At 68.4% G+C, this 19005-nt stretch carries 14 protein-coding genes; 8 read left to right on the top strand and 6 right to left on the bottom strand.

All coding sequences use genetic code 11. The features are described from left to right. Position 1 precedes the first annotated feature (1 nt). Both IFSED24_RS00630 and IFSED24_RS00625 read left to right on the top strand, forming a co-directional pair. Complete coding sequence (locus IFSED24_RS00630) at positions 2 to 1930, top strand: hypothetical protein (protein WP_491333292.1); 1929 nt, start codon at positions 2 to 4, stop codon at positions 1928 to 1930. 183 nt (positions 1931 to 2113) lie between these two features. Further along, a complete protein-coding gene (locus IFSED24_RS00625) occupies positions 2114 to 3247 on the top strand; it encodes a tetratricopeptide repeat protein (protein ID WP_491333291.1) in 1134 nt (377 codons plus the stop codon). A 69-nt stretch (positions 3248 to 3316) separates the two neighbouring features. Here the strand turns inward: IFSED24_RS00625 and IFSED24_RS00620 are convergent, their stop codons facing one another. Together IFSED24_RS00620 and IFSED24_RS00615 are read right to left on the bottom strand one after the other, a co-directional pair. Beyond that, positions 3317 to 3694 (bottom strand): Hpt domain-containing protein, encoded by a 378-nt coding sequence (locus tag IFSED24_RS00620; RefSeq protein WP_491333290.1) that lies wholly within the window; start codon positions 3692 to 3694, stop codon positions 3317 to 3319. A 108-nt stretch (positions 3695 to 3802) separates the two neighbouring features. Further along, entirely contained in the window at positions 3803 to 5020 is a 1218-nt protein-coding gene (locus IFSED24_RS00615) for an NYN domain-containing protein (protein WP_491333289.1), read from the bottom strand. A 133-nt stretch (positions 5021 to 5153) separates the two neighbouring features. Here IFSED24_RS00615 and IFSED24_RS00610 point away from each other — a divergent pair, with 133 nt between their 5' ends. Then, a complete protein-coding gene (locus IFSED24_RS00610; protein WP_491333288.1) occupies positions 5154 to 6305 on the top strand; it encodes a M29 family metallopeptidase in 1152 nt (383 codons plus the stop codon). Positions 6306 to 6889: 584 nt separating this feature from the next. Here IFSED24_RS00610 and IFSED24_RS00605 read toward each other — a convergent pair. The 3 genes from IFSED24_RS00605 to IFSED24_RS00595 all read right to left on the bottom strand — a co-directional run bounded on the left by IFSED24_RS00605 (position 6890) and on the right by IFSED24_RS00595 (position 11848). After that, a complete protein-coding gene (locus IFSED24_RS00605; protein ID WP_491333287.1) occupies positions 6890 to 9526 on the bottom strand; it encodes a transglutaminase domain-containing protein in 2637 nt (878 codons plus the stop codon). A gap of 97 nt (positions 9527 to 9623) precedes the next feature. Then, the gene (locus tag IFSED24_RS00600; RefSeq protein ID WP_491333286.1) at positions 9624 to 10589 is read right to left on the bottom strand and encodes a hypothetical protein; all 966 of its coding nucleotides are present in this window, start codon (positions 10587 to 10589) and stop codon (positions 9624 to 9626) included. Positions 10590 to 10615: 26 nt separating this feature from the next. Then, complete coding sequence (locus tag IFSED24_RS00595) at positions 10616 to 11848, bottom strand: NHL repeat-containing protein (RefSeq protein ID WP_491333285.1); 1233 nt, start codon at positions 11846 to 11848, stop codon at positions 10616 to 10618. A 160-nt stretch (positions 11849 to 12008) separates the two neighbouring features. On the opposite strand from IFSED24_RS00595, the gene IFSED24_RS00590 reads away from it, so the two are divergent. Further along, positions 12009 to 13088, top strand: coding sequence for a mechanosensitive ion channel family protein (locus tag IFSED24_RS00590; protein ID WP_491333284.1), 1080 nt, complete (start codon positions 12009 to 12011; stop codon positions 13086 to 13088). Between the two features lie 24 nt (positions 13089 to 13112). Here IFSED24_RS00590 and IFSED24_RS00585 read toward each other — a convergent pair whose 3' ends face one another. After that, positions 13113 to 14468 carry a phosphohexomutase domain-containing protein gene (locus IFSED24_RS00585; protein ID WP_491333283.1) on the bottom strand — a complete coding sequence of 452 codons (1356 nt, stop codon included), beginning with the start codon at positions 14466 to 14468 and terminating at the stop codon, positions 13113 to 13115. Positions 14469 to 14605: 137 nt separating this feature from the next. Here IFSED24_RS00585 and IFSED24_RS00580 point away from each other — a divergent pair, with 137 nt between their 5' ends. The 4 genes from IFSED24_RS00580 (at position 14606) to IFSED24_RS00565 (ending at position 18962) form a co-directional block, all read left to right on the top strand. Further along, a complete protein-coding gene (locus IFSED24_RS00580) occupies positions 14606 to 15352 on the top strand; it encodes a hypothetical protein (RefSeq protein ID WP_491333282.1) in 747 nt (248 codons plus the stop codon). Between the two features lie 256 nt (positions 15353 to 15608). Continuing rightward, positions 15609 to 16820, top strand: a complete 1212-nt coding sequence (locus tag IFSED24_RS00575; protein ID WP_491333281.1) for a hypothetical protein — start codon at positions 15609 to 15611, stop codon at positions 16818 to 16820. Between the two features lie 17 nt (positions 16821 to 16837). Further along, on the top strand, positions 16838 to 17275 hold the full coding sequence (locus IFSED24_RS00570) for a hypothetical protein (RefSeq protein ID WP_491333280.1): 438 nt from the start codon (positions 16838 to 16840) through the stop codon (positions 17273 to 17275). Positions 17276 to 17330: 55 nt separating this feature from the next. Continuing rightward, positions 17331 to 18962, top strand: coding sequence for a methyl-accepting chemotaxis protein (locus tag IFSED24_RS00565; protein WP_491333279.1), 1632 nt, complete (start codon positions 17331 to 17333; stop codon positions 18960 to 18962). Positions 18963 to 19005 lie beyond the last annotated feature (43 nt).

The raw sequence follows: 19005 nt of genomic DNA, 5'->3' as shown, positions 1-19005 counted from the left end.
CATGAACGGCCGCGGACCGGGAATCCTGGCGGTGGTGGTGATCGTGGCCACGGGGCTGGTCTGCGCCTGGCCGCTCGTCGGCTCGGGTGGCTGGCAGACCTACCAGGACAACCCCTGCCATCTCGCCGAGCTGCACGACCTCGTCCGCGGCGAGGGCGGCTGGAGCGATGCCGCCTTCCTGGGCTTCCCGGTCACCCGGACGCACTCGCCGCTGTGGTACGGCCTGCTGGGCCGGCTCGCGGGGATGGGCCTGCCGGCGGGCCTATTGCTGACCATCTTCGGTCTGGCCGGTTTCCTGGCGCCGGCGCTGGCGGTGCTGGCTGTCACCCGGCGGCACGCCCCGCTCTGGGCTGCCGCCCTGACCGGCTGGCTGGTCCTGGTGCAGCGCCCCTGGCTCGAGGGCTTCGAATCACCGATGGGCGGCATGGCGCCGTTCGGTGTGGCCGCCGCCTGCCTGGTCCTGATCGTGGGGGAACTCGCCCGACCGCGGCTGGACCAGCGCGGCCTGGCGCGCCTCGGCGCCCTGTACGGTCTGCTCGGCCTGACGCACCTGTTCCTGATCTGGCCGGCCGTCATCGCCTTCCTGCTGGCGGCCATCCTCCATCGACAACGGACCGAACTCGCGGCCCGCCTGGGCGCCGCCGCCCTGGGTGCCCTCGCCGCGGCGCCCTACTGGCTGCCCGCGTTCCTGGATCGCGCGCACCTGGTGATCCACGACCAGCCGCTGGCGCCGCACCTTGGTCTGCTCTACCTGCTGCTGCCGCTACATCCGCTCGACCTGGCGCAGGGAGCCCTCTCCTGGCAGACCGAACTGGTCTTCACCGACACCATCCCCATGATCGGCCTGGTGGCCCTCGGACTGCTCGGCCTGCGCCGGGCCTGGCACGATCCTGCGGCCCGGCTGGGTCTGCTGCTGGCCGGCGTGCTCCTCGTGCTGGTACTGCTGGTGGTTCCCTGGACCGGCACGCCCCTGCTGGGCCCGCACTCGTGGCGCCGGCTCTTCCTCGTCCGCCTCGGCCTGGCGCTGGCGGCCGCGCCGGTCCTGGCCTCGCTCGCCCCGCTGGCGGCGGCCGGCCGTGGGCGCCGTCCGGTGGCCACCGCGGCCGTGTTGCTGGTCCTCTCGGGTCTCTGGTGGCAGCGTCCGCTGGCGCTCGCCGTGCCGCCCGGCGACTCGCCGGAAATCGTCCAGCTCGGTGACGTCTGGCGCTGGCTCCGCGATCACCGGCCCCCGCAGCGAGGTCGGCTCTTCGTGCAGGACACGTTCTACCTTCGCGGCGATTCCACCGACCTCTACCACTCCCACTTGCCGGCGCTCACGGCACGGGAGACGGGCTGGGAACAGGTCGGCGCGTTCTACGGCGGCATGCCCTACCCCACCGAGGGATGGACCAGCGGCCAGTTCGGACTGGTCCTCGGCAGCCCGCTGCTGGACACCGCGGACCTGCTCCGCGTCGGCGAACATCTGCCCCGCGCCGGCGTCACCCGCCTCCTGCTGGCCAACCCCGTCCTGGCGCGCAAGCTCGCCGATACCGGGTTCTACCGTCAGGTGTTCCGGCGCGGACGGTTCACGGTCCTCGATCCCCGCGACACCACCCCCAATTGGGCCGAGTCCCCCGACTCCCGCTCGCTGGTGGTCCGCCGCCCGCATCCCGGTCGCATCGAACTCGAGGCCGACCTGGCGCGGGGGGGACCCGCCACCATCACGGTGAGCGAAGCCCACGCCACGTCCTGGACCGTGAGCGGGCCCGATGGGGTCGCGGTACGCCCCCATCAGGATGGGCGGCTGGAGCTGACGGGAGTCCCTCGCGGGACGTCCGCCCTGACGCTCCGGCATCGCCCCGAGCGCTGGCCCTGGCTCCTGTCGAGCCTGGGCTGGCTCGGCTTGCTGTCGCTCGCCGTGCTGCCCGGACGCTCCCCTCGCAACGTGTGACGACGGACACGCCCGCCCGTGTCGGATTGGACACAGCGCGTGACAGCGCTCCCTCCAGGTGAACTACAATACTTTGAATCACAACGACTTGAGCCCATTCACGGGCCTGGCCTCCCCCTTGCGGTATCCGGGTGACCGAGCCACACCCCCGCGCCCTCGGGCGCTCTGCCAAGGAGGATCACCATGTCCCGCCAGGAATACACCGACAACGCCGCCAGCGAGATCCGCGACCGCAAGGTCAAGCTCATGGAAGGCGCCATCGTCTTCGTGCTGGTCCTGAGCCTCTGCGTCTACCTGGGCATCCGCTTCGCCCAGGATCCCGTCGCGCCCGAGGAGCCCGTGGCCACGACCATGATCGAGGCCGACCAGACCACCACCCCGATCACCACCGAGCCCGCCGGCGCCGAGCCGGCCGCGGCGGTCACCGACGGGGGGACGGAGCCCGCCGTGGTGGCCGAGACCGAACCGTCCATCGCCACTCCCGACGAGAGGGGCCTGCAGCCCGAGGTCCCCTTGCTCGCCACCTACTCCAACGCGGAAGAGACCTACCTGGCCGGCCGCTACGACGAGGCCGCCGAGCTCTTCACCAGCTACTGCGACCAGCATCCCGAGAACGCCTGGGGCCACTACATGCACGGGCTCTCGCTGTGGAAGGCCGACCGTGACGAGGAGGCCGGCGCGGCCTTCGCCGCGGCGCTGCAACGCAAGCCCGACCACCTCAAGAGCCTGGTCAACCTGGCCCGCGTCCAGCTCGAACTGGACCAGGCCGAGGCCGCCCTCGCCTCCATCGAACAGGCCGTGGCCATCGCCCCCGACGATGTGGCGGTGCGCCGCGTCCAGGGACGGGTCTACCACAATCTGTCGCGGAATGAAGAGGCCATTGCGGCCTATCAGCAAGCTCTCGAGCGGAAGGCCGACGATGCCTGGACCCTCAACAACCTGGCGCTGATCTTCATCGAGAACGAACAGTTCGACCGGGCGCTGGCGCCGCTGGCCCGCGCCGCGGAACTCGCTCCCGAGGTGGCGGTGATCCGCAACAACCTGGGCACTGCCCTCGAGCGTTCTGGCCATCTGACCCAGGCGCGCGAGCAGTACCTGCTGGCCAGCGATCTCGGGCACGGTCGGGGCGAGGAGAACCACGCCCGCCTCGCGCTGGTGACCATCGCCGACGACGATCCCCAGGCCGACCTCACCGCGCTCGCCGCAGCGTGGTCCCGGTCCGATGACGCGGAGGGCCGTGACCCTGCCGGTCCCGGCCTGGACGCCGTGGCCGCGATCTCGTTGGAGGAGGCCGAGGCGAAGCCCGAGCAGGAGTGACCGATCCACCCTTCATGAGAAGCCGCCGGGTCCAGTCGGACCCGGCGGCATTCCTCTGCGGTCGAGAATCTAGCTCAGGGAGTTCCAGTCCAGCTGGGGCAGCGCGGCCTGCAGTTCGGCGAACTCGGCGACGAGGCTGGTGCACAGCGCCTCGGCACCCTCGAGGCCACCGCCCTTGGCCAGCATCTCGAGCTCCTTCGCCACCGCCGCCATGCGCACCGCGCCCACGTTGGCGGCGCCGCCCTTCATGGCGTGAGCCTGGAGATCGACCGCCGCCACGTCGCCGGCCGCGACCACCGCCTGGAGGTCGGCCAGTTGCTGGGGAACCATCTCCATGAAGAATTCCAGAAGCTCCTGGAGCAGCTCGGGGTCACCGCCGAGGTTGTCCAGGGTTCCGTCCAGGTCGAGGACTCGAGCGATCTCGGGTGCGACATCCACGGGGGCCATGGTCCCATCCTCCGATTTCTTGCATGAGGGCACTCGCCAGCCGCCCGGCGGCACCACACGTCGTCTCCCCATCTGGTTCGGCCGGGATGTCGCCGAACTTTAGGCCCCTTACCCTCCCGCAGCATTCCCGCCGCCCGACCCCGTCTTCTTGGCGGTCTTCTTGGTCGTCTTCTTGGCGGTCTTCTTGGTCGTCTTCTTGGCGGCCTTCTTGGCGGTCTTCTTGGCGGTCTTCTTGGCCGCCTTCTCGGCTGGCTTCTCCGCCTGAGCCTCGGCGCTGCCTGCCTCCGCCGCCTTCTTCTCGTCCTGGACCGCCTTCTTCTTCTTGGCCGAACGTCGCGAGGACTTCTTGGTGGTCCGGCGGGACGTCGTTGCACCCGTCTGCTCGGTGGAGGCGGCGTCACCGGGCGCGTCGCCGGCCGGAACGGAATCGGGACTGGTCGACTTCGCCGTCTCCTGGCCCGCGGTGGACTCGGCGGCGGTCTGCTCCTCGTGGTCCTCCCGCGGACGGCTCCGATCGCGTCGGCGGCGGCGTGATTTACCGGTGCGCCCCTCGGCGGCGGGTTCGCCCTTGCCCAGGCCCAGGACCACCAGGGTTCCGCCGGCCCGGCTGTCGCGCTCCACCTCGAGCAGGCCGCGGTCGCGGGCGTCTTCCAGGAGGTCGCCGAAGGTGGAGTAGCCGTAGTTGGCCTCGTTGAACTCGGGCTGCTTGCGCTTCATGGTGTCCTTGACCAGCGACGAGTAGAGCACGCCCCGGCTCTCCTGCAGCAGGCTCTGCGAGGTCTGGAGCAGGAAGTCGAAGAGTTCGCGCTTGTCGTGCGGCACCGACGACACCTTCTCGGAGACCTTGTTCACTGCCGAGTGGTAAATGTCGTCGTAGAACATGAACTCGTCGCAGTTGCCGATGAGCAGGTGGCTCGAGCTGCTGCGCACCCCGATGCCGATGACGCCCTTGTCGTTCTCCCGCAGCTTGGAGACCAGGGGCGAGAAATCAGAATCACCGGACACGATGACGAAGGTGTCGATGTGGCTCTTGGAGTAGCAGAGGTCGATGGCGTCGACCACCAGGCGGATGTCCGCGCTGTTCTTGCCGCCGATCTTGGGCGAGGGCACCTCGATGAGCTCGATGGCCGCCTCGTGCAGCGGCTTCATGTGCTCCTTGTAGTAGTGCCAGTCGGCATAGGCCCGCTTGACCACCACCTTGCCCTTCTCCAGCACCCGCTGCATCAGCAGCCGCACGTCGAAGCGCATGCGCGAGTCCCGCGCCCCCAGAGCCACGTTGTCGAAATCGATGAAGAGCGCGAGATTCCGTTCGCTCGATTGACTCATGAGACACTCCTTGTCAGAGTCGCTGGCAGGACCGACCTTGCCGTCTCCTGCCGTCTGGTGCCACAATACGGGAACACGCCCCGTGCGCCTACAACCATTGTGGCGGCTCCGCCGCCCCGCCCCGGAGTTCAACATGAGCGAGATCCTCACCGGCGAGGACCTACGACTACTGATCCAGCGCGTCTTCCAACCCACGGCCGAGGACCGCGGCCTGCTGATCATGTCGGACCTGCCCGACGACAAGCGGCCCGATCATCCCGACTGGCAGCGCCGCCGCGCCCTGGCCGCTGACTGGGCCGGCAAGCTCCACCAGGAGAAGACGGCTCTGAACCTGGACCGGGTCACCCTTGCCTGGTATCCCAACGCCGGCAGCAACAACGCCGACCTGCCCGCAAGCGCGGTCTGCAGCGATCCCGCCTGGGTTCCGGCCGACGCCGGGGAACTGGCCGGCCACGCCACCACCAGCTTCGCCGACCTCTTCGCCGACCACTCCCTGGTCCTGGCTCCCACCGAGCTCTCGGCCACGGCGCCGCTGAAGGTCGCCACCCGCGGCGGCGGTTTCCGTGCCGCCACCATGCCCGGCTTCCTGTCCACCATGATCCCGGCGCTGAAGCTGGATTACGGCGAGATCAACCGCCGGGTGAACCTGCTGAAGGATCTCTGCGACGCCTCCGAGCGCTGTGTCGTGGTCACCGCCACCTCGGCCGGCCGCCACGAGCTGGTCCTGGACCTCCGCTACCGCCAGGGACACGCCTCGGGCGGACTGTTCCCCGTCAACGGCATTGCGGGCAACCTCCCCAGCGGCGAGGCCTACATCGTGCCTTACGAGGGGGAGAATCCCGGCGAGCCCAGCCTGACCGCCGGCATCCTGCCGGTGCAGCTGGGCGACGAGGTGGCGCTGCTCGAGATCGCCGGCAACCGGGTCCAGGCGGTCCATGGCGACGGTCCGCTCACCACGGACGAGCGCGATCATTTCCAGCGTGAACCGGCGTACGCCAACCTGGCCGAACTGGGTCTGGGCGTGCTGGGCGATTTCGGCCTGCACCCCACGGGCAGCATCCTGCTCGACGAGAAGCTGGGCCTGCACATCGCGTTCGGCCGGAGCGACCACTTCGGCGGCATGGTGGGTCCGAACGACTTCTCCAGCCCCGAGGCCGTGATCCATCTCGACCGGGTCTACATTCCCGAGACCCAGCCGCTCGTGAAGGTCCGGGAAGTCCGCCTGGAAGGCTCGGAGGACTCGCGGACCATCATCGTCGACGGCCATTTCGCCGGAGTCTTCTGAGAGGGTCAGCAAAAAGCGAGGCGGTCCTGTTCAGGACCGCCTCACGCCCCCTGCCGATATCTCCGGATCGCATTCGACCCCGAAAAGGGGCCGGGGTCCCACCCCGACAGCTCTCGCCCAAAGCTATCGAGAACCCGCGGACCCCGGCCTTGAGAGGGTGGCCGGGCCCCATCCGTGTCGGCTCTCGCCCAAAGCCTTCACGAATGATAATTGGTCCCGGCCCGGTGTTCTTTCCATATACAGATAACCCAATTCTCGGTTCCGGTAAAGATATATTTAGCTAGTTTTTTTATTTTGTCCAGGGTGAGCCGTGGGCCTCGTTTTTCGCCACCAAGATCCTAGGCCCGACATTGTCGATTCTCTTCATCTCTCAACTGTTAACTTCGAAATTGGAGCTTGGCTCACCTCATTCCACACCCCCCCTTCTCGCCCTGCACGAGCCGCATTGCCACTAGCTCACTCCTTTAACAACCTTCCCGCAGAGCCCCGTACTGTCGGCACCATTTCCCATCGTGGTCGCGCATCAAAGACTCAAAAACACAGATCCAATCCAGGAGCCGCTCTCGACATCCGAGATCGAGGACCTATTCGTCTCCGTCCAGCACCAGATGAATCGTCTCATCGAGATCGTTATCGATACCAACCCGCAGCAAGACGCACTCCCCTTCCCGGCTCCATAGGGCCACCACGGGCCCCTGCCGGGCGGGACCGTCCAGGAACTCCGCCAGGGCCGGGTTGCCCTCCGCCAGGAACACCAACGGAATCCCCGCTGCCGACATGGCCTCCTGCAGCGGCGCCAACGCCGTCGCCCCGACCGGGCACACGGCCACCGTACGTCCCTCGGCCTGCAGCCGCGGCCAGACCCGCCCGAGGGCCGTGACCATGCGCTGCAGGTCCTCACCGGCATGGCCGAGCAGCAGGACGTCCGGCTGCGCCGGCCGCACCGCGTCGCGGTCGCCGCCACCCAGCGCCTGTGCCAGTGCCGCGACCAGTGACTCGTCCACGAGCACGGAGGCATCCCATCGTCCAGCATCGATGTCCAGAGCCAGCGCCACACGGGTCGTCTCGGCTGCCGCCACGTCGAACGAGCGCAGACGCCCGCAGGCGCTGCCGCCAGGGACCCTGGTCACGGCCCCCAGCACGTACTCGCCGGCATCCCACGGCTGCAATCCGGTCTGGACGTCCCACCAGCGGTGTTCCAGAACGCCCACACCCCGTCCGGCCACCATGAACCGGCGGTAAGGTTCGGCATCGAACGAGGGCAGTCCCCCCCGCGTCAGTTGCACCGCGAGCCAGCCCTGTCCCGTTGGCTCCTGAGACGAGGGGGATGAGTCCTCCGCCTCGGGGACGGGCCGGACCTCTCGCCAGTCCCCAGTCCAGACCTCGACCCTGCCGTGTCGCCAGCGCGCCGGTAGTCCGGCCCGCCGGCAGAGGCCGACGAAACATACCTGCCAGTCGCTGCGACGCGCCCGGCCGAGTCGCCAGGTCTGGTGGGGCGCCAGGGGTTGCCCGAGCATCCCGTCGGGGACCAGTTCGACACCGGCAGCGAAGCGCTGGCACCAGTCGGCGATGGTGGTCTGGGCGGCCTGGCCCAGGGGCCACTCCGGCAGCGGCGTGCGCCAATCGCAACCGGGTTCGCGGGCGATCCGTCCCTGCAGGACTCCCTCCCGCCAGACGGAGTCGGGCACGCTCAGCCCCCACACCTCCGCCAGCCGGTGACGCACCGCCAGCGCACCGGCGACATGGACGCGAACGTCCTGTTCGGTCCACTCCAGCAGATCCTTGTCGTCGGCGGCGGACAGGAAATCGGTCAGGGCAGTGCGCCGTAGGGGATCCTCGGCCCAGGACAGCAGCCCGATCCAGACCGACGAGGAACTCATGGGCTTGGCCAGGATCTCGTCCCAGCGCTGGCGGAGGTCGTCCGGCAGCGAATCCAGCACGGCCTGCTCGGAGGAGTCGAGGGCCCGGAGCTTGCGGCGCTCCTGGTCGCGGCTGAGGACAAGCTGGCGATGGCGTGCCTGCACCCCGGCCGGCACCAGCTCGAGCTGGCGCAAGGGAGGAGCGTCGTGTTCGGGATAGTGCAGCCAGAACGGCGGTGAAGCGACGAGATCGTACCGGTCGGCCGATCCCAGTTCGACGGCCACCCTTCCCCCCGGCTGGCCCTGCACCACGCGGAGCAGCAGCGCACCCGACCGGGGATCGTCCGCCGTGAGCGCGTACCCGCCGGGCCCGAGCGCGAGCGATCGCCCGGGCTCCAGTCTGGCGATGGCGCGCAGCGTGCCGTAGTTGAGCACGTTGACGTGGACGGCGGCGTCGGGAGCGTCGGCCACCGTGGCCGTCAGGGTGAAGGGACGGGTATAGACGCCCGTGCTGTTGATCACCGTGACGCCCTCGACGGCGCGATAGAGCGGCTCGGGCGAGGGGTCGAACTCTCCGTAGGCCAGGCTGCGCACGAAGCCCGCGCGGCTGGCGGGGCCGCTGAACCAGGCGTTGTCGAGGCAGCGACGGTCGTCGCAGCTCTCGGCGTAGTGCCAGCGTCCGTCGGCCCAGACCTCGACCCAGGCGTGGTTGTCGTCGGTGAAGGTCCAGTAGGGCGTGGAACACGACCTTGCCGGCAGGCCGGCGGCGCGCAGCGCGCAGATGGTGAGGATCATCTCCTCCTCACAACGTCCGAGGCCCCGGGCCATGGTGGTGAAGGGGCCCATGTCACGGCCGCTGGTGGGCGTGTAGGTGGCCTGCTGGCGGCACCAGCGATTCACGGCCAGTGCCGCCTCCTCCATGGTGGCGCAGTCGGCCACCAGGGGGCGGAGTTGACGGGCCAGCGTCGCGCGCCAGGGCTGGACCGGCTCCTGGGACACGCGATGGGGCACGACGTAGTGCAGCCAGAGGTCGTGGGGCAGGTCGGCGGCCCAGGGCGCCTCGCGACGGACCGCGCAGGCGTACTGGACGTGCTCCTGCAAGGTGGACAGATCGAGCGCCACCAGATCCGAGGGCGGCAGCCAGGCCAGCAGCCAGCGAGCCGCCTCGTGTGCGGGCGAACCGGCGCGCAGCGTCGCGTACCAGCGGGCCATGGCCTCGCCATCGACGTGGTCCGCGATGGTCCGGGCCGCCAGCGTGTCGAGGTCGGTGGACGCGGCTGTGGGCGCTGGTCCCGGGGTCGGCACCGTGGCGCAGGACATGACCAGGACCAGGCCGAGAATGATGGGCATGATACGGCGCACTGCGGACATCCTTCCACCGGAGGCAATCCCCGTGGCAAGGATGGCGCCGATGACCGGCCTGGACAATGACAATCCCGCGCGCGGCGATCCCGGCGGTTCAGGATCCCGCCAGCTCCTCTGGATAGGCGCACACGTGGATCAGCGACGACGCGCCGTCCAGCAGCACGAGCCGACCCTCGGGATCCTGGTAGATGCGGAATCCCACCACCTCGTCGGGAAGCTGGAACTCGGCCACCGGCTCGAGGTCCCGGCCGCGCACCACCAGGGTGATCGGATCCTCCTCGCCGGCGCCGGGAGGCAGGGGCACGGTCCAAAATCTCCCTGCACGGTCGACCCCTCCGGTGCCCATGACCAGATTGAAGCTCATGCTCACCGAATCGTCGTCGTGCTCCTCGAACGACGACTGTCCCGCCGTGCCCATGAGATCCAGTTCGCGCACGATCTCGCCGTGGTCGTCCAGAGCGTAGAGATGACCGTCGAACGGGTTGAGCAGGAGACAGAGGTAGTCCGGGTGCGGCAGGGCGCGCACGAAACCGCAGGTCTTGTACTGGACCATGAAGTCGCCATCCGAGGGGCAATGGGGGCCCAGCTTTGTCACCAGTTCGAGCTGGTCGTCGAGCAAGGCAGCCAGGCGCTCGTTGCTGCCGAGACGCACCACCAGCCCCCGCGGCGTCACCACCGGCTCGTGCATCTGGAGCTGGCTGGTGCGGGTCTCCAGATACTCGCCGTCCAGGCCGAACAGCGTGGCGCGCATCATCTCGAAGACCCAGAGCTTGCCCTGGTAGAGCACCAGCCCCGTGGCGCTGGTGAACTCGCCCGGCCCCTCGCCTTGCCGGCCGAAGGCCCGTACCAGGTTCCATTCGCGGTCGAACTGCAGGACCTGGCTGTCGCCGTCATTGAGCACGTAACGAGAGCCGTCGGGGCCGAAGACCAGGAAGGACGGACGGAAGAGCATGGTATCGCCGTCGCCATCGATGGTCTCGAGGACCTCCAGCACGGCGGGACTCGCCGTGGTGGCCAGGGTCAGGACACCGAGTATGAGCAGCAGCCAGGATGGACGCATCTTCGCATCTCCCGATGATGGATTGTTCAGCCCACGATCCGACAGCAGATGACCTCGATGGACCAGGCCCCGTCGTCCTCCTCGGTGACCTGGCCGCCGTTGCCGCTGGCGGTCAAGCGCGCCAGTTGCAGTCCGCGCACCAGCAACACCCGGCCGTCATCGAGGAAGATCAGTCCGTCGTGGTCGGCGTTGGCGTCGCAGCGGACGTGGAGTTCCTGGCGCCAGCGGCCCTCCTGGTCGAACACGTCGTAGCGCGAGAAGACCCCTGCGGGCAGATCCCGGCCGCTGGCGGCGTGCGCCACCAGGAGCTGATTGTCGGCGGTCACGACCAGCTCGGCGACCGCCTGGTCGCAGGGTTCCACGTCCCAGGTGATACGGAAAGGCAGCGCCCGATCCTGCTCCTCGAACAGGGCGTTCATGCGATCGAGAGCCTGCTGGTCGCGCGGTGGATTGTCGAAATCGCGTTCGATGGTGCGGAGCAACTCACCGCCGGGCGTGTAGACCTCGATGCGATAGTCGTTGCGCTCGGGCGCCAGATAGACCCGGCCATCGGGGCCCACGGTGTGCGCCAGCAGGAACGGCGCCCCCATCTCGCGCTCGGAGAAATGGGCCTTCTGGAAATCGAGGTAGGTGCTGTGCGCGGCGTAGCGCACGGTCTCTTCGCCGGTGTCGGCCAGCCGCGAGAGATAGGTATGGCGACTGGTGCCGCCCTCGCTGGGTACCTGATGCAGGGTCCCGACCAGCAGCGTCCCGCCCCGGTTGCGGCCCGTGACCAGCAAGGTGAAGCCGTCCCGCGACGCGTCGGCGCCACCGATGTCCAGAGACCCGGCCGGCTCCCCCGTGGGAGTCACCTTGATGAAGCGGCCCGGAAACCGCTGGCCGAGTCCCACGGTCCCGTCGGACAGCATGGCCATGGTCTGCGGCATCCGGCATTCGCCCGGGCCGTCGCCCTCGCCGCCGAGTTCGGCCAGATACTCGCCGGACGGCGAGACCACGGTGACCCGGCTCAGCTGCTGGTCGAGGAGATAGACGTTGCCCTCGGTGTCACAGCGCGCGTCGATCAAGAGGCCGAAGATGTGCTCGTCGTCCTCGCCGCCCACGCGCCAGAGCTCCTCCAGGCTCACCGTCCGCGGCGGTTGCGCCGGTTCGTTGCTGCGGACCACCGCGGGCTGGCCGGCGCTGGCGAGCCCGGCGATCAGGGCGACCAGCAGGACGGCCAGTCCCCGCCGGTAGCGGTATGCAAGTTCACGGATGATCATGACCTCTCCTGTTCTGCTCGGCTCCGGACCGTCCGTCGCGTACCCTACGCGGCGACCGCCGGCCAGGTTGCTCCTCGGCAGCCATCGGCGAGGCGATCGAGGGTCGTCGAAAACAGGCGGCAATGCTATGCTGAGCGCCTACCCGCTCCAGGAGGATGCCATGAGCAGCATCGTCGACCAGCTCACCCGGGTCCTGCCCTTCCTGCCTGCCGTGTTGGTGCTGTTGCTGGCCATGGTGGCCAGCCGCCTGGCGCGCCGACTGCTGACCGGTCGCCCCGGAACCAGCGGCCGCGGCGAGTTCCGCCTGCAGATCGCCCACCTGATCATCGGCCTCTCGACCACCCTGATCGTGCTGGTGGTGCTGCCCGCGGGCCCCGAACTGCGCGGCCAGCTGCTGAGCCTGTTCGGCATCATGCTGTCGGCGGCCATCGCCTTCGCCTCGACTACCTTCGTGGGCAACGTCATGGCCGGCATGATGCTCAAGGCGGTCCGCAACTTCCGCACCGGCGACTTCGTCAGCGTGGGCGACGAGTTCGGCCGGGTCACCGAGCGGGGCCTCCTCAGCACCGAGATCCAGACCGAGGATCGCGACCTGGTCACCCTGCCCAACCTCTTCCTGGTGACCAACCCGGTGAAGGTGGTCCGGGCCTCGGGCACGGTCATCACCGGTGAGGTCTCCCTTGGTTACGACATCCCCCACACCCGCATCGAGCCGCTGCTCGAAGCCGCCGCCACCGAGGCCGGCCTGGCCGACGCCTTCGTCCTGATCACCAGGCTGGGCGACTTCTCGGTCACCTACCGAGTGGCCGGACTGCTCGAGGAGGTCAAGCAGCTGCTGACCGTGCGTTCACGGCTGCACGCCTGCATGCTCGATCATCTGCATCGGGGCGGCGTGGAGATCGTCTCGCCGAATTTCATGAACCAGCGCGTCCTCGCCCTCGAGGCGCGCATCATTCCCCAGACCGTGGTGGAGCAGGCGACCACGTCCCCCCAGGTGGAAGGCAAGGCCGAGAAGGTCGCGTTCGACAAGGCGGAAGAGGCCGAGAGCCTCGAGCAGCTGGAACGCGCCCACACCAAGACCCGCGAGGCCATCGCCGCCCTGGCCGATCCTCCCGAGGGTTCCGATCCCGAGATGGTGAAACAGCAGCAGGAGCAGCTCACTCGCAAACTCGCCCGACTCGAGACGGCCATCGCGGCCAAGGTCGAGAAGGTCGATGATGAGAGCAAGGCCGATCATTGAGGGCCTGGCCGTCGCCGGCGTCCTTCACTCGTCCAGCAACGCCAGGATCGCCGCGGTCTTCTCGCGCATCAATTCCACGTCGGCGCGGCTCTCGACATTGAGGCGCAGGAGCGGCTCGGTATTGCTCTGGCGCAGGTTGAAGCGCCAGCGCGCGAATTCGCAGGAGAGGCCGTCGGTACAGTCGACGTTCAACGCGCGGCTCACGTAGCGCTCCTCGACTCTGGCCAGGGCGCCGTCGGGATCGGCCAGGCGCCGGTTGATCTCGCCGCTGGCGGGATACGCCGCCTGCATGTCCCCGACCAGCGAGGACAGGGTGCGCCCGCTGGCCGACATCTCCTGCCACACGTAGAGCCAGGGCAGCATGCCGCTGTCGCAGTAGGCGAAGCTGCGGAAGTAGTGGTGGGCGGACATCTCGCCGCCGTACACGGCGTCCTCGCGGCGCATCCGCTCCTTCATGAAGGCATGGCCGGTCTTGTTCATCAACGGACGGCCACCCGCGGCCTCCACCACCTCGACGGTGTTCCAGGTCAGGCGAGGATCGTGGACGATGCGGCCACCGGACTCCTGGCGCAACGCCGCCCGCGCCAGCAGCCCCACCAGGTAGTAGCCCTCGACGAACTCGCCGTTCTCGTCGAAGAAGAAGCACCGGTCGAAGTCGCCGTCCCAGGCCAGGCCGAGATCGGCCCCGTGTCGCCGCACCGCGTCCTGGGTGGCCGCGCGATTCTCGGGCAAGAGCGGGTTGGGAATTCCGTTGGGGAAGGTACCGTCGGGTTGCTCGTGGACCATGAGCCAGCGTCCGGGGAGTCGCTCGGCGAAGGCCTGCGCCACCGGCCCGGCACAACCGTTGCCGCCGTTGGCCACGATGGTCAGGGGCTGCAAGCTGGACGGGTCGACGATATGCAGGAGGTCGTCCACGAACGCAGCCAGGACATCCTCGCTGGCCAGGCCGCCCACACGACCCGCCGGCGCCGGCGGCGTCCCCACGGCCAGGGCACCGATCTCGTGCAGACCGGTGTCGCCGCTGATGGGCCGCGCGCCCTGCCGGACCAGCTTCATGCCGTTGTAGTCCATGGGGTTGTGGCTCGCCGTGACCATGATGCCGCCGTCGAGTCCGCGGCGGTCGGTGGTCCAGTACACCATCTCGGTCCCGCAGACGCCGAGGTCCAGGACGTCGCCACCGGCGTCGCGCACACCCTGGATCACCGCCGCGGCGAGTTCGCCGCTGCTGAGCCGGCAATCGCGGCCCACACAGAAGGTGCGCGCCCCGAGGTAGGCGGCCGTGGCCTGGCCCACCCGGTAGGCCAGATCGGCGTTCAGCTCGTCGGGTACGCGACCCCGGATGTCGTAGGCTTTGAAGCAGCTGGGGATCGGATCAGACATGAAGGCTCCTTGCGGCGCTGTCGACGCCTGGGTATGGGATTTTCCGAGACACAGTCTGCCACAAACGCTAGATTCGGGCCACCAGACATCCACGGGGCCGACCCGTCGTCCCCGATCCCCCGACGGAAGGACGCGCCATGCGCAAGATCATCCTGGCCACTCTCGCTGTCGCTGTGTTCCTGCTCGGCGGCTGCATCAAGATGCACATGGAAACCGACATCGCGAGCGATGGTTCCGGCACCTGCACCATCAGCTACGGCATGCCGCGCGACGTGGCCGATGCGGTGCAGAAGCTCTCGGCCATGGACAACAGCGGCATGGGCAACGAGGACATGCCGTCGCTGGAGGACATGCGGCGCGATGAGGTCGAGAAGGCCTGCAAGGACGCCGGCGTCAAGCTGGTCAAGCACGAGTTCGTCGATGACGAGACCGGCGTCCACCTGACCATGACCATGGGATTCGAGAGCGTCGACAATCTCTCCGCGGTCCTCGAATCCGTGGTCGGCGGATCTTCCAGCGAGCGGCTGGGGATCTTCCGCAACGCCGAGGGGCAGTACGTGCTGAAGTCCGTGGCTGTGCCGGGGGACGACGAGGAGGAGGCCGAGGAGACCGAGATGCCAGAGTCGCAGGACCCGGCCCAGATGGGTGAAGCCATGCAGGTCATGGGCGTCCTGATGCAACACATGGCCGAGCTGGACATCCGCATGGCCATCACCGTGCCGGGCGAGGTGATCAGCTCCAACGCCATGGAGGTCGAGGGGCGCACCTCGATCTGGGCGATCAACGCCTCCAACATGATGCAGGCCGAGGACACCGACATGGATCCGGTGATCATCTTCGCCAGTGACGGGGTGAAGATCGACGCGGAGAAGCTGCCAGAATAGCTGCCGAGACCCAGCCCCGGCCCGAATCGCGCGCCCTGCTCGTCCGTGGGGCGCGCTTCTCATGCCTGCCTGATTTCACATAATGATTTCACGCAAGGATTAACGGTAAAGATCGAGGAATCCCTCCCGATAACGGCTCGGTACAAGGGAGCTGTTCGGCCACCACCGACGCGCCCGGAGGGCTCTGGCCAGCCAGCGACCCGCCACCATAGTTCCGGCCCAAGGGGCCAAGATCGCACGCAGGAGGCGAACTTTGATGAGGAACCCGACCCAGAACATGATGCTGGCCCTGATGGCGCTGGCACTGACCACCGGCCTGGCGACGGCGGCCAGCGTGAACGTCCACGGCACCGTCAGCCAGGGCTACCTCAAGTCCAGCGAGTACAACTACCTCACGCCGAACACCAAGGATGGGACCTTCTCGTTCAACGAGATGATCCTGAACACCTCGGCCAACGTGAGCGACAACCTGCGCATCGGCATGCAGTTGCTCGGCAGGGACCTCGGCCCCGAGGGCAACAACGAGGTCTTGCTGGACTGGGCCTTCGGCGACTACCGCTGGCGCGATTACCTGGGCTTCCGGGTCGGCAAGGTCAAGACCCCGCTGGGGTTCTACAACAAGACCCGTGACGTGGACATGGTCCGCAACGCCATCCTGATGCCCCAGAGCGTCTACACCGAGCAGTTCCGCACCGTGGCCACCGCTTTCCAGGGCGCCAGCGTCTACGGCAACCTGCCCGTGGCCGAGACCAGCAGCTTCGAATACGAGGTCTTCTACGGCAACATCGAGCTGAACTCCTCGGATTTCCTGGCCTACCTGCTGCAGGGGTCCATGGGCGGTACCCCCATGCTGTCCTACGACGCCGAATGCGAGTACGCCGGCGGCGGGGCGCTGATCTGGAACACGCCGCTGGAAGGCCTGCGCGTGGGCGGGTCCATCCTGACCACCAAGATGAACACTCGCGCCAACTTCTCGGGGCCCGTGCCCGACGGCGGGATGCTCCCCTCGGTGATGAGCCTCGAACTGATGCTCGACATGAAGAGCACCTACGTCCTGTCGGCGGAGTACGTCCGCGACGCGCTGACCCTGGCCGTGGAGTACGAGCGCTTCGATGTCGATATGGACATCAAGACCCCGTTCGGTGAGCAGAAGGACGACGACCAGCGCGGCGGCTACTACGCCCAGGGCGCCTACCGCTTCAGCCCGCTCTTCGAGTTCGGCGCCTATTACTCGGTCTTCCATCCCGACTGGCGCAACCGCGACGGCGAGGGTCTCGACCCCGACTACGCCGCCTGGCAGAAGGATATCGCGCTGACCGGCCGCTTCGACGTGACCGACAACTGGATCCTCAAGCTCGAGGGCCACTTCCTCAACGGCGTCGGCGATGTGGACGGCAGCTGGAATCCCGAGGGCTTCGCCGAGAAGTCCTGGACCATGTTCGCCGCCAAGTCGACCTTCTACTTCTAGAGGACCGGAGGAGCGCCATGATGATCAAGAACCTGACCAAGCTCGCCCTCTGCACCGTCCTCGTCGCCGCCGGCCTGGCCCTGGCCGCCCCGGCCACCGCCGGCGTGGTCGTGGTGGCCAACCCGGCGGTCAGCGGCGACAGCGTCACCGCCGCGGACCTGCAGAAATTCTTCCTCGGCAAGAGCACCAGCTGGAGTGACGGCGCCGCCGTCAAGCCCGCGGTGCTCGCGGGCGGCCCGGCCGCCGACGAGTTCCTCAAGACCTACGTCAAGAAATCGGAAAGCCAGTTCAAGACCTTCTGGAAGAAGGCCGTGTTCTCGGGCACCGGCACGCCGCCCGAGGAATTCGCCAGCGAGGCCGACCTGATCAAATACATCGCCGCCACTCCCGGCGCCATCGGCTTCGTGGCCGAGGGCACCGACACCAGTGGCACCAAGGTCCTGACTGTGCAGTAAGAGCTAGCGCCGGGGCGGCTCCCGCCGTCCCGGCGCCCAGCAAAGGAAAGCACCGATGCACGGAATCTCCTCCGACAGCAAGGCTCCCACCAGCGGCGGACCCTCCCTGGGCCTCGCCGCCAAGATCTGGCTGGGCGTCTCCATCCTGATCCTGGGCTACGTCTTCACCGTGGGCCTGGACCTGGCCGGAGCCTCGAGCCAGGGCAAGCAGATCACGGCCACGGCCGACCATATCTTCCCCGCCACCCAGGCCTCCGCCGCCGCGGTGGTGGCGTTCGACAAGCAGACCACCAAGTACCTGGACGCCGTGATGATGGGCGAGGAGGATGGCGTGGGCGAGGCGGGCGCCTTCGCCGCCGAGGTCCAGTCCTCGCTCCTGAAGACCGTCGACCTCTGCGCCGACGATCCCCAGCTGGCCCAGCAAGCCCAGCAGCTGGTCGAGGAATGCCGCCGCTACGCCGGCGATGCGGACCAGGTCTATCGGGCACTCTGCGGCTTCGACGCCAGCGATGCCGATCAGGCCCGGGCCCGTGACCTGGCCGGTCGCCAGCAGCAGCTCCGCGCCGGGCTCGCCGCGCTCGCCGATGCCGCCGCCGACGAACTGCGCGGTCGCCTCGCCCAGATGCAGTCCGCGGCCGAATCCCGTCAGCGCACCAACATGATCGTCTGCGTAGTGGTCCTGCTGATGGCCGGCGCGGTGATCTCGCTGATCATCCAGCGCCTGGTCATGGGTCCGGTCCGCGCGGCCATCGCCGCGCTGATGGCGCACTCGGGCCAGGTCCAGGGCTCGGCCGACCAACTCGCCAGCAGCAGCCAGCAGATCGCCGACAGCACCAGCGAGCAGGCCGCCGGCCTGCAGGAGACCTCGGCGTCGCTCGAACAGCTCGCCAGCCGCACCACCCAGAACGCCTCCAATGCGCGGCAGGCCAACCAGGTCTCCACCGAGGTGTTCCGGGCGTCGCAATCGAGCCAGGAGGCCATGGTCCGCATGTCCGAGGCCATCCAGCGCATCAAGGACTCGGCCGACAGCACCGCCAAGATCATCCAGACCATCGACGAGATCGCCTTCCAGACCAACCTGCTCGCGCTGAACGCGGCGGTGGAGGCCGCCCGGGCCGGCGAAGCCGGCAAGGGCTTCGCCGTGGTGGCCGAAGAGGTACGCAACCTGGCGCAGCGGTCCGCCGAGGCGGCCCGCAACACCGCGGGGCTGCTCGAGGAGTCGCGCCGCAATTCCGACCATGGAGTCGAGGTCGTGGTCGAGGTGGGCAAGACTCTCGAGGAGATCGTCTCGGGCATCGGGGACGTGAGCAGCCTGATCGACAGCGTGGCCACGGCCAGCGACGAGCAGGCCGAGGGCGTGGCCGAGATCAACCGGGCGGTCACCCAGATGGACCAGCTCACGCAGAACAACGCGGCCATCGCCGAGGAATCGGCCTCGGCCAGCCAGGTCCTCAATGATCAGGCCCAGCGGCTCAGCGAGGTGGCCACCGATCTGGAACGGGTGATGGAGGGTCGCTCGCACGGTCGTCCGGCGCCGGTCGGTCCGGTCGGTCGCGGGCCCGCCCGCACGGCCAAAGCGTCGCCCATGCCGCGTCCCGCAGCCCCCCGGACCAGGCCGCAGGCCGCCAGGGCCACGACTCCATGCGAGGTGCTCCCGCTGGACGAGGAAGAACTGATCGACCTCTAGGCGGACGCCAGACCGACACGAAGAGAGCCCCGGCCGCACTGGC

It is taken from the genome of Candidatus Latescibacter sp. IFSED24, assembly GCF_058273205.1.
This window is presented reverse-complemented; position numbering and strand designations above follow the sequence as displayed.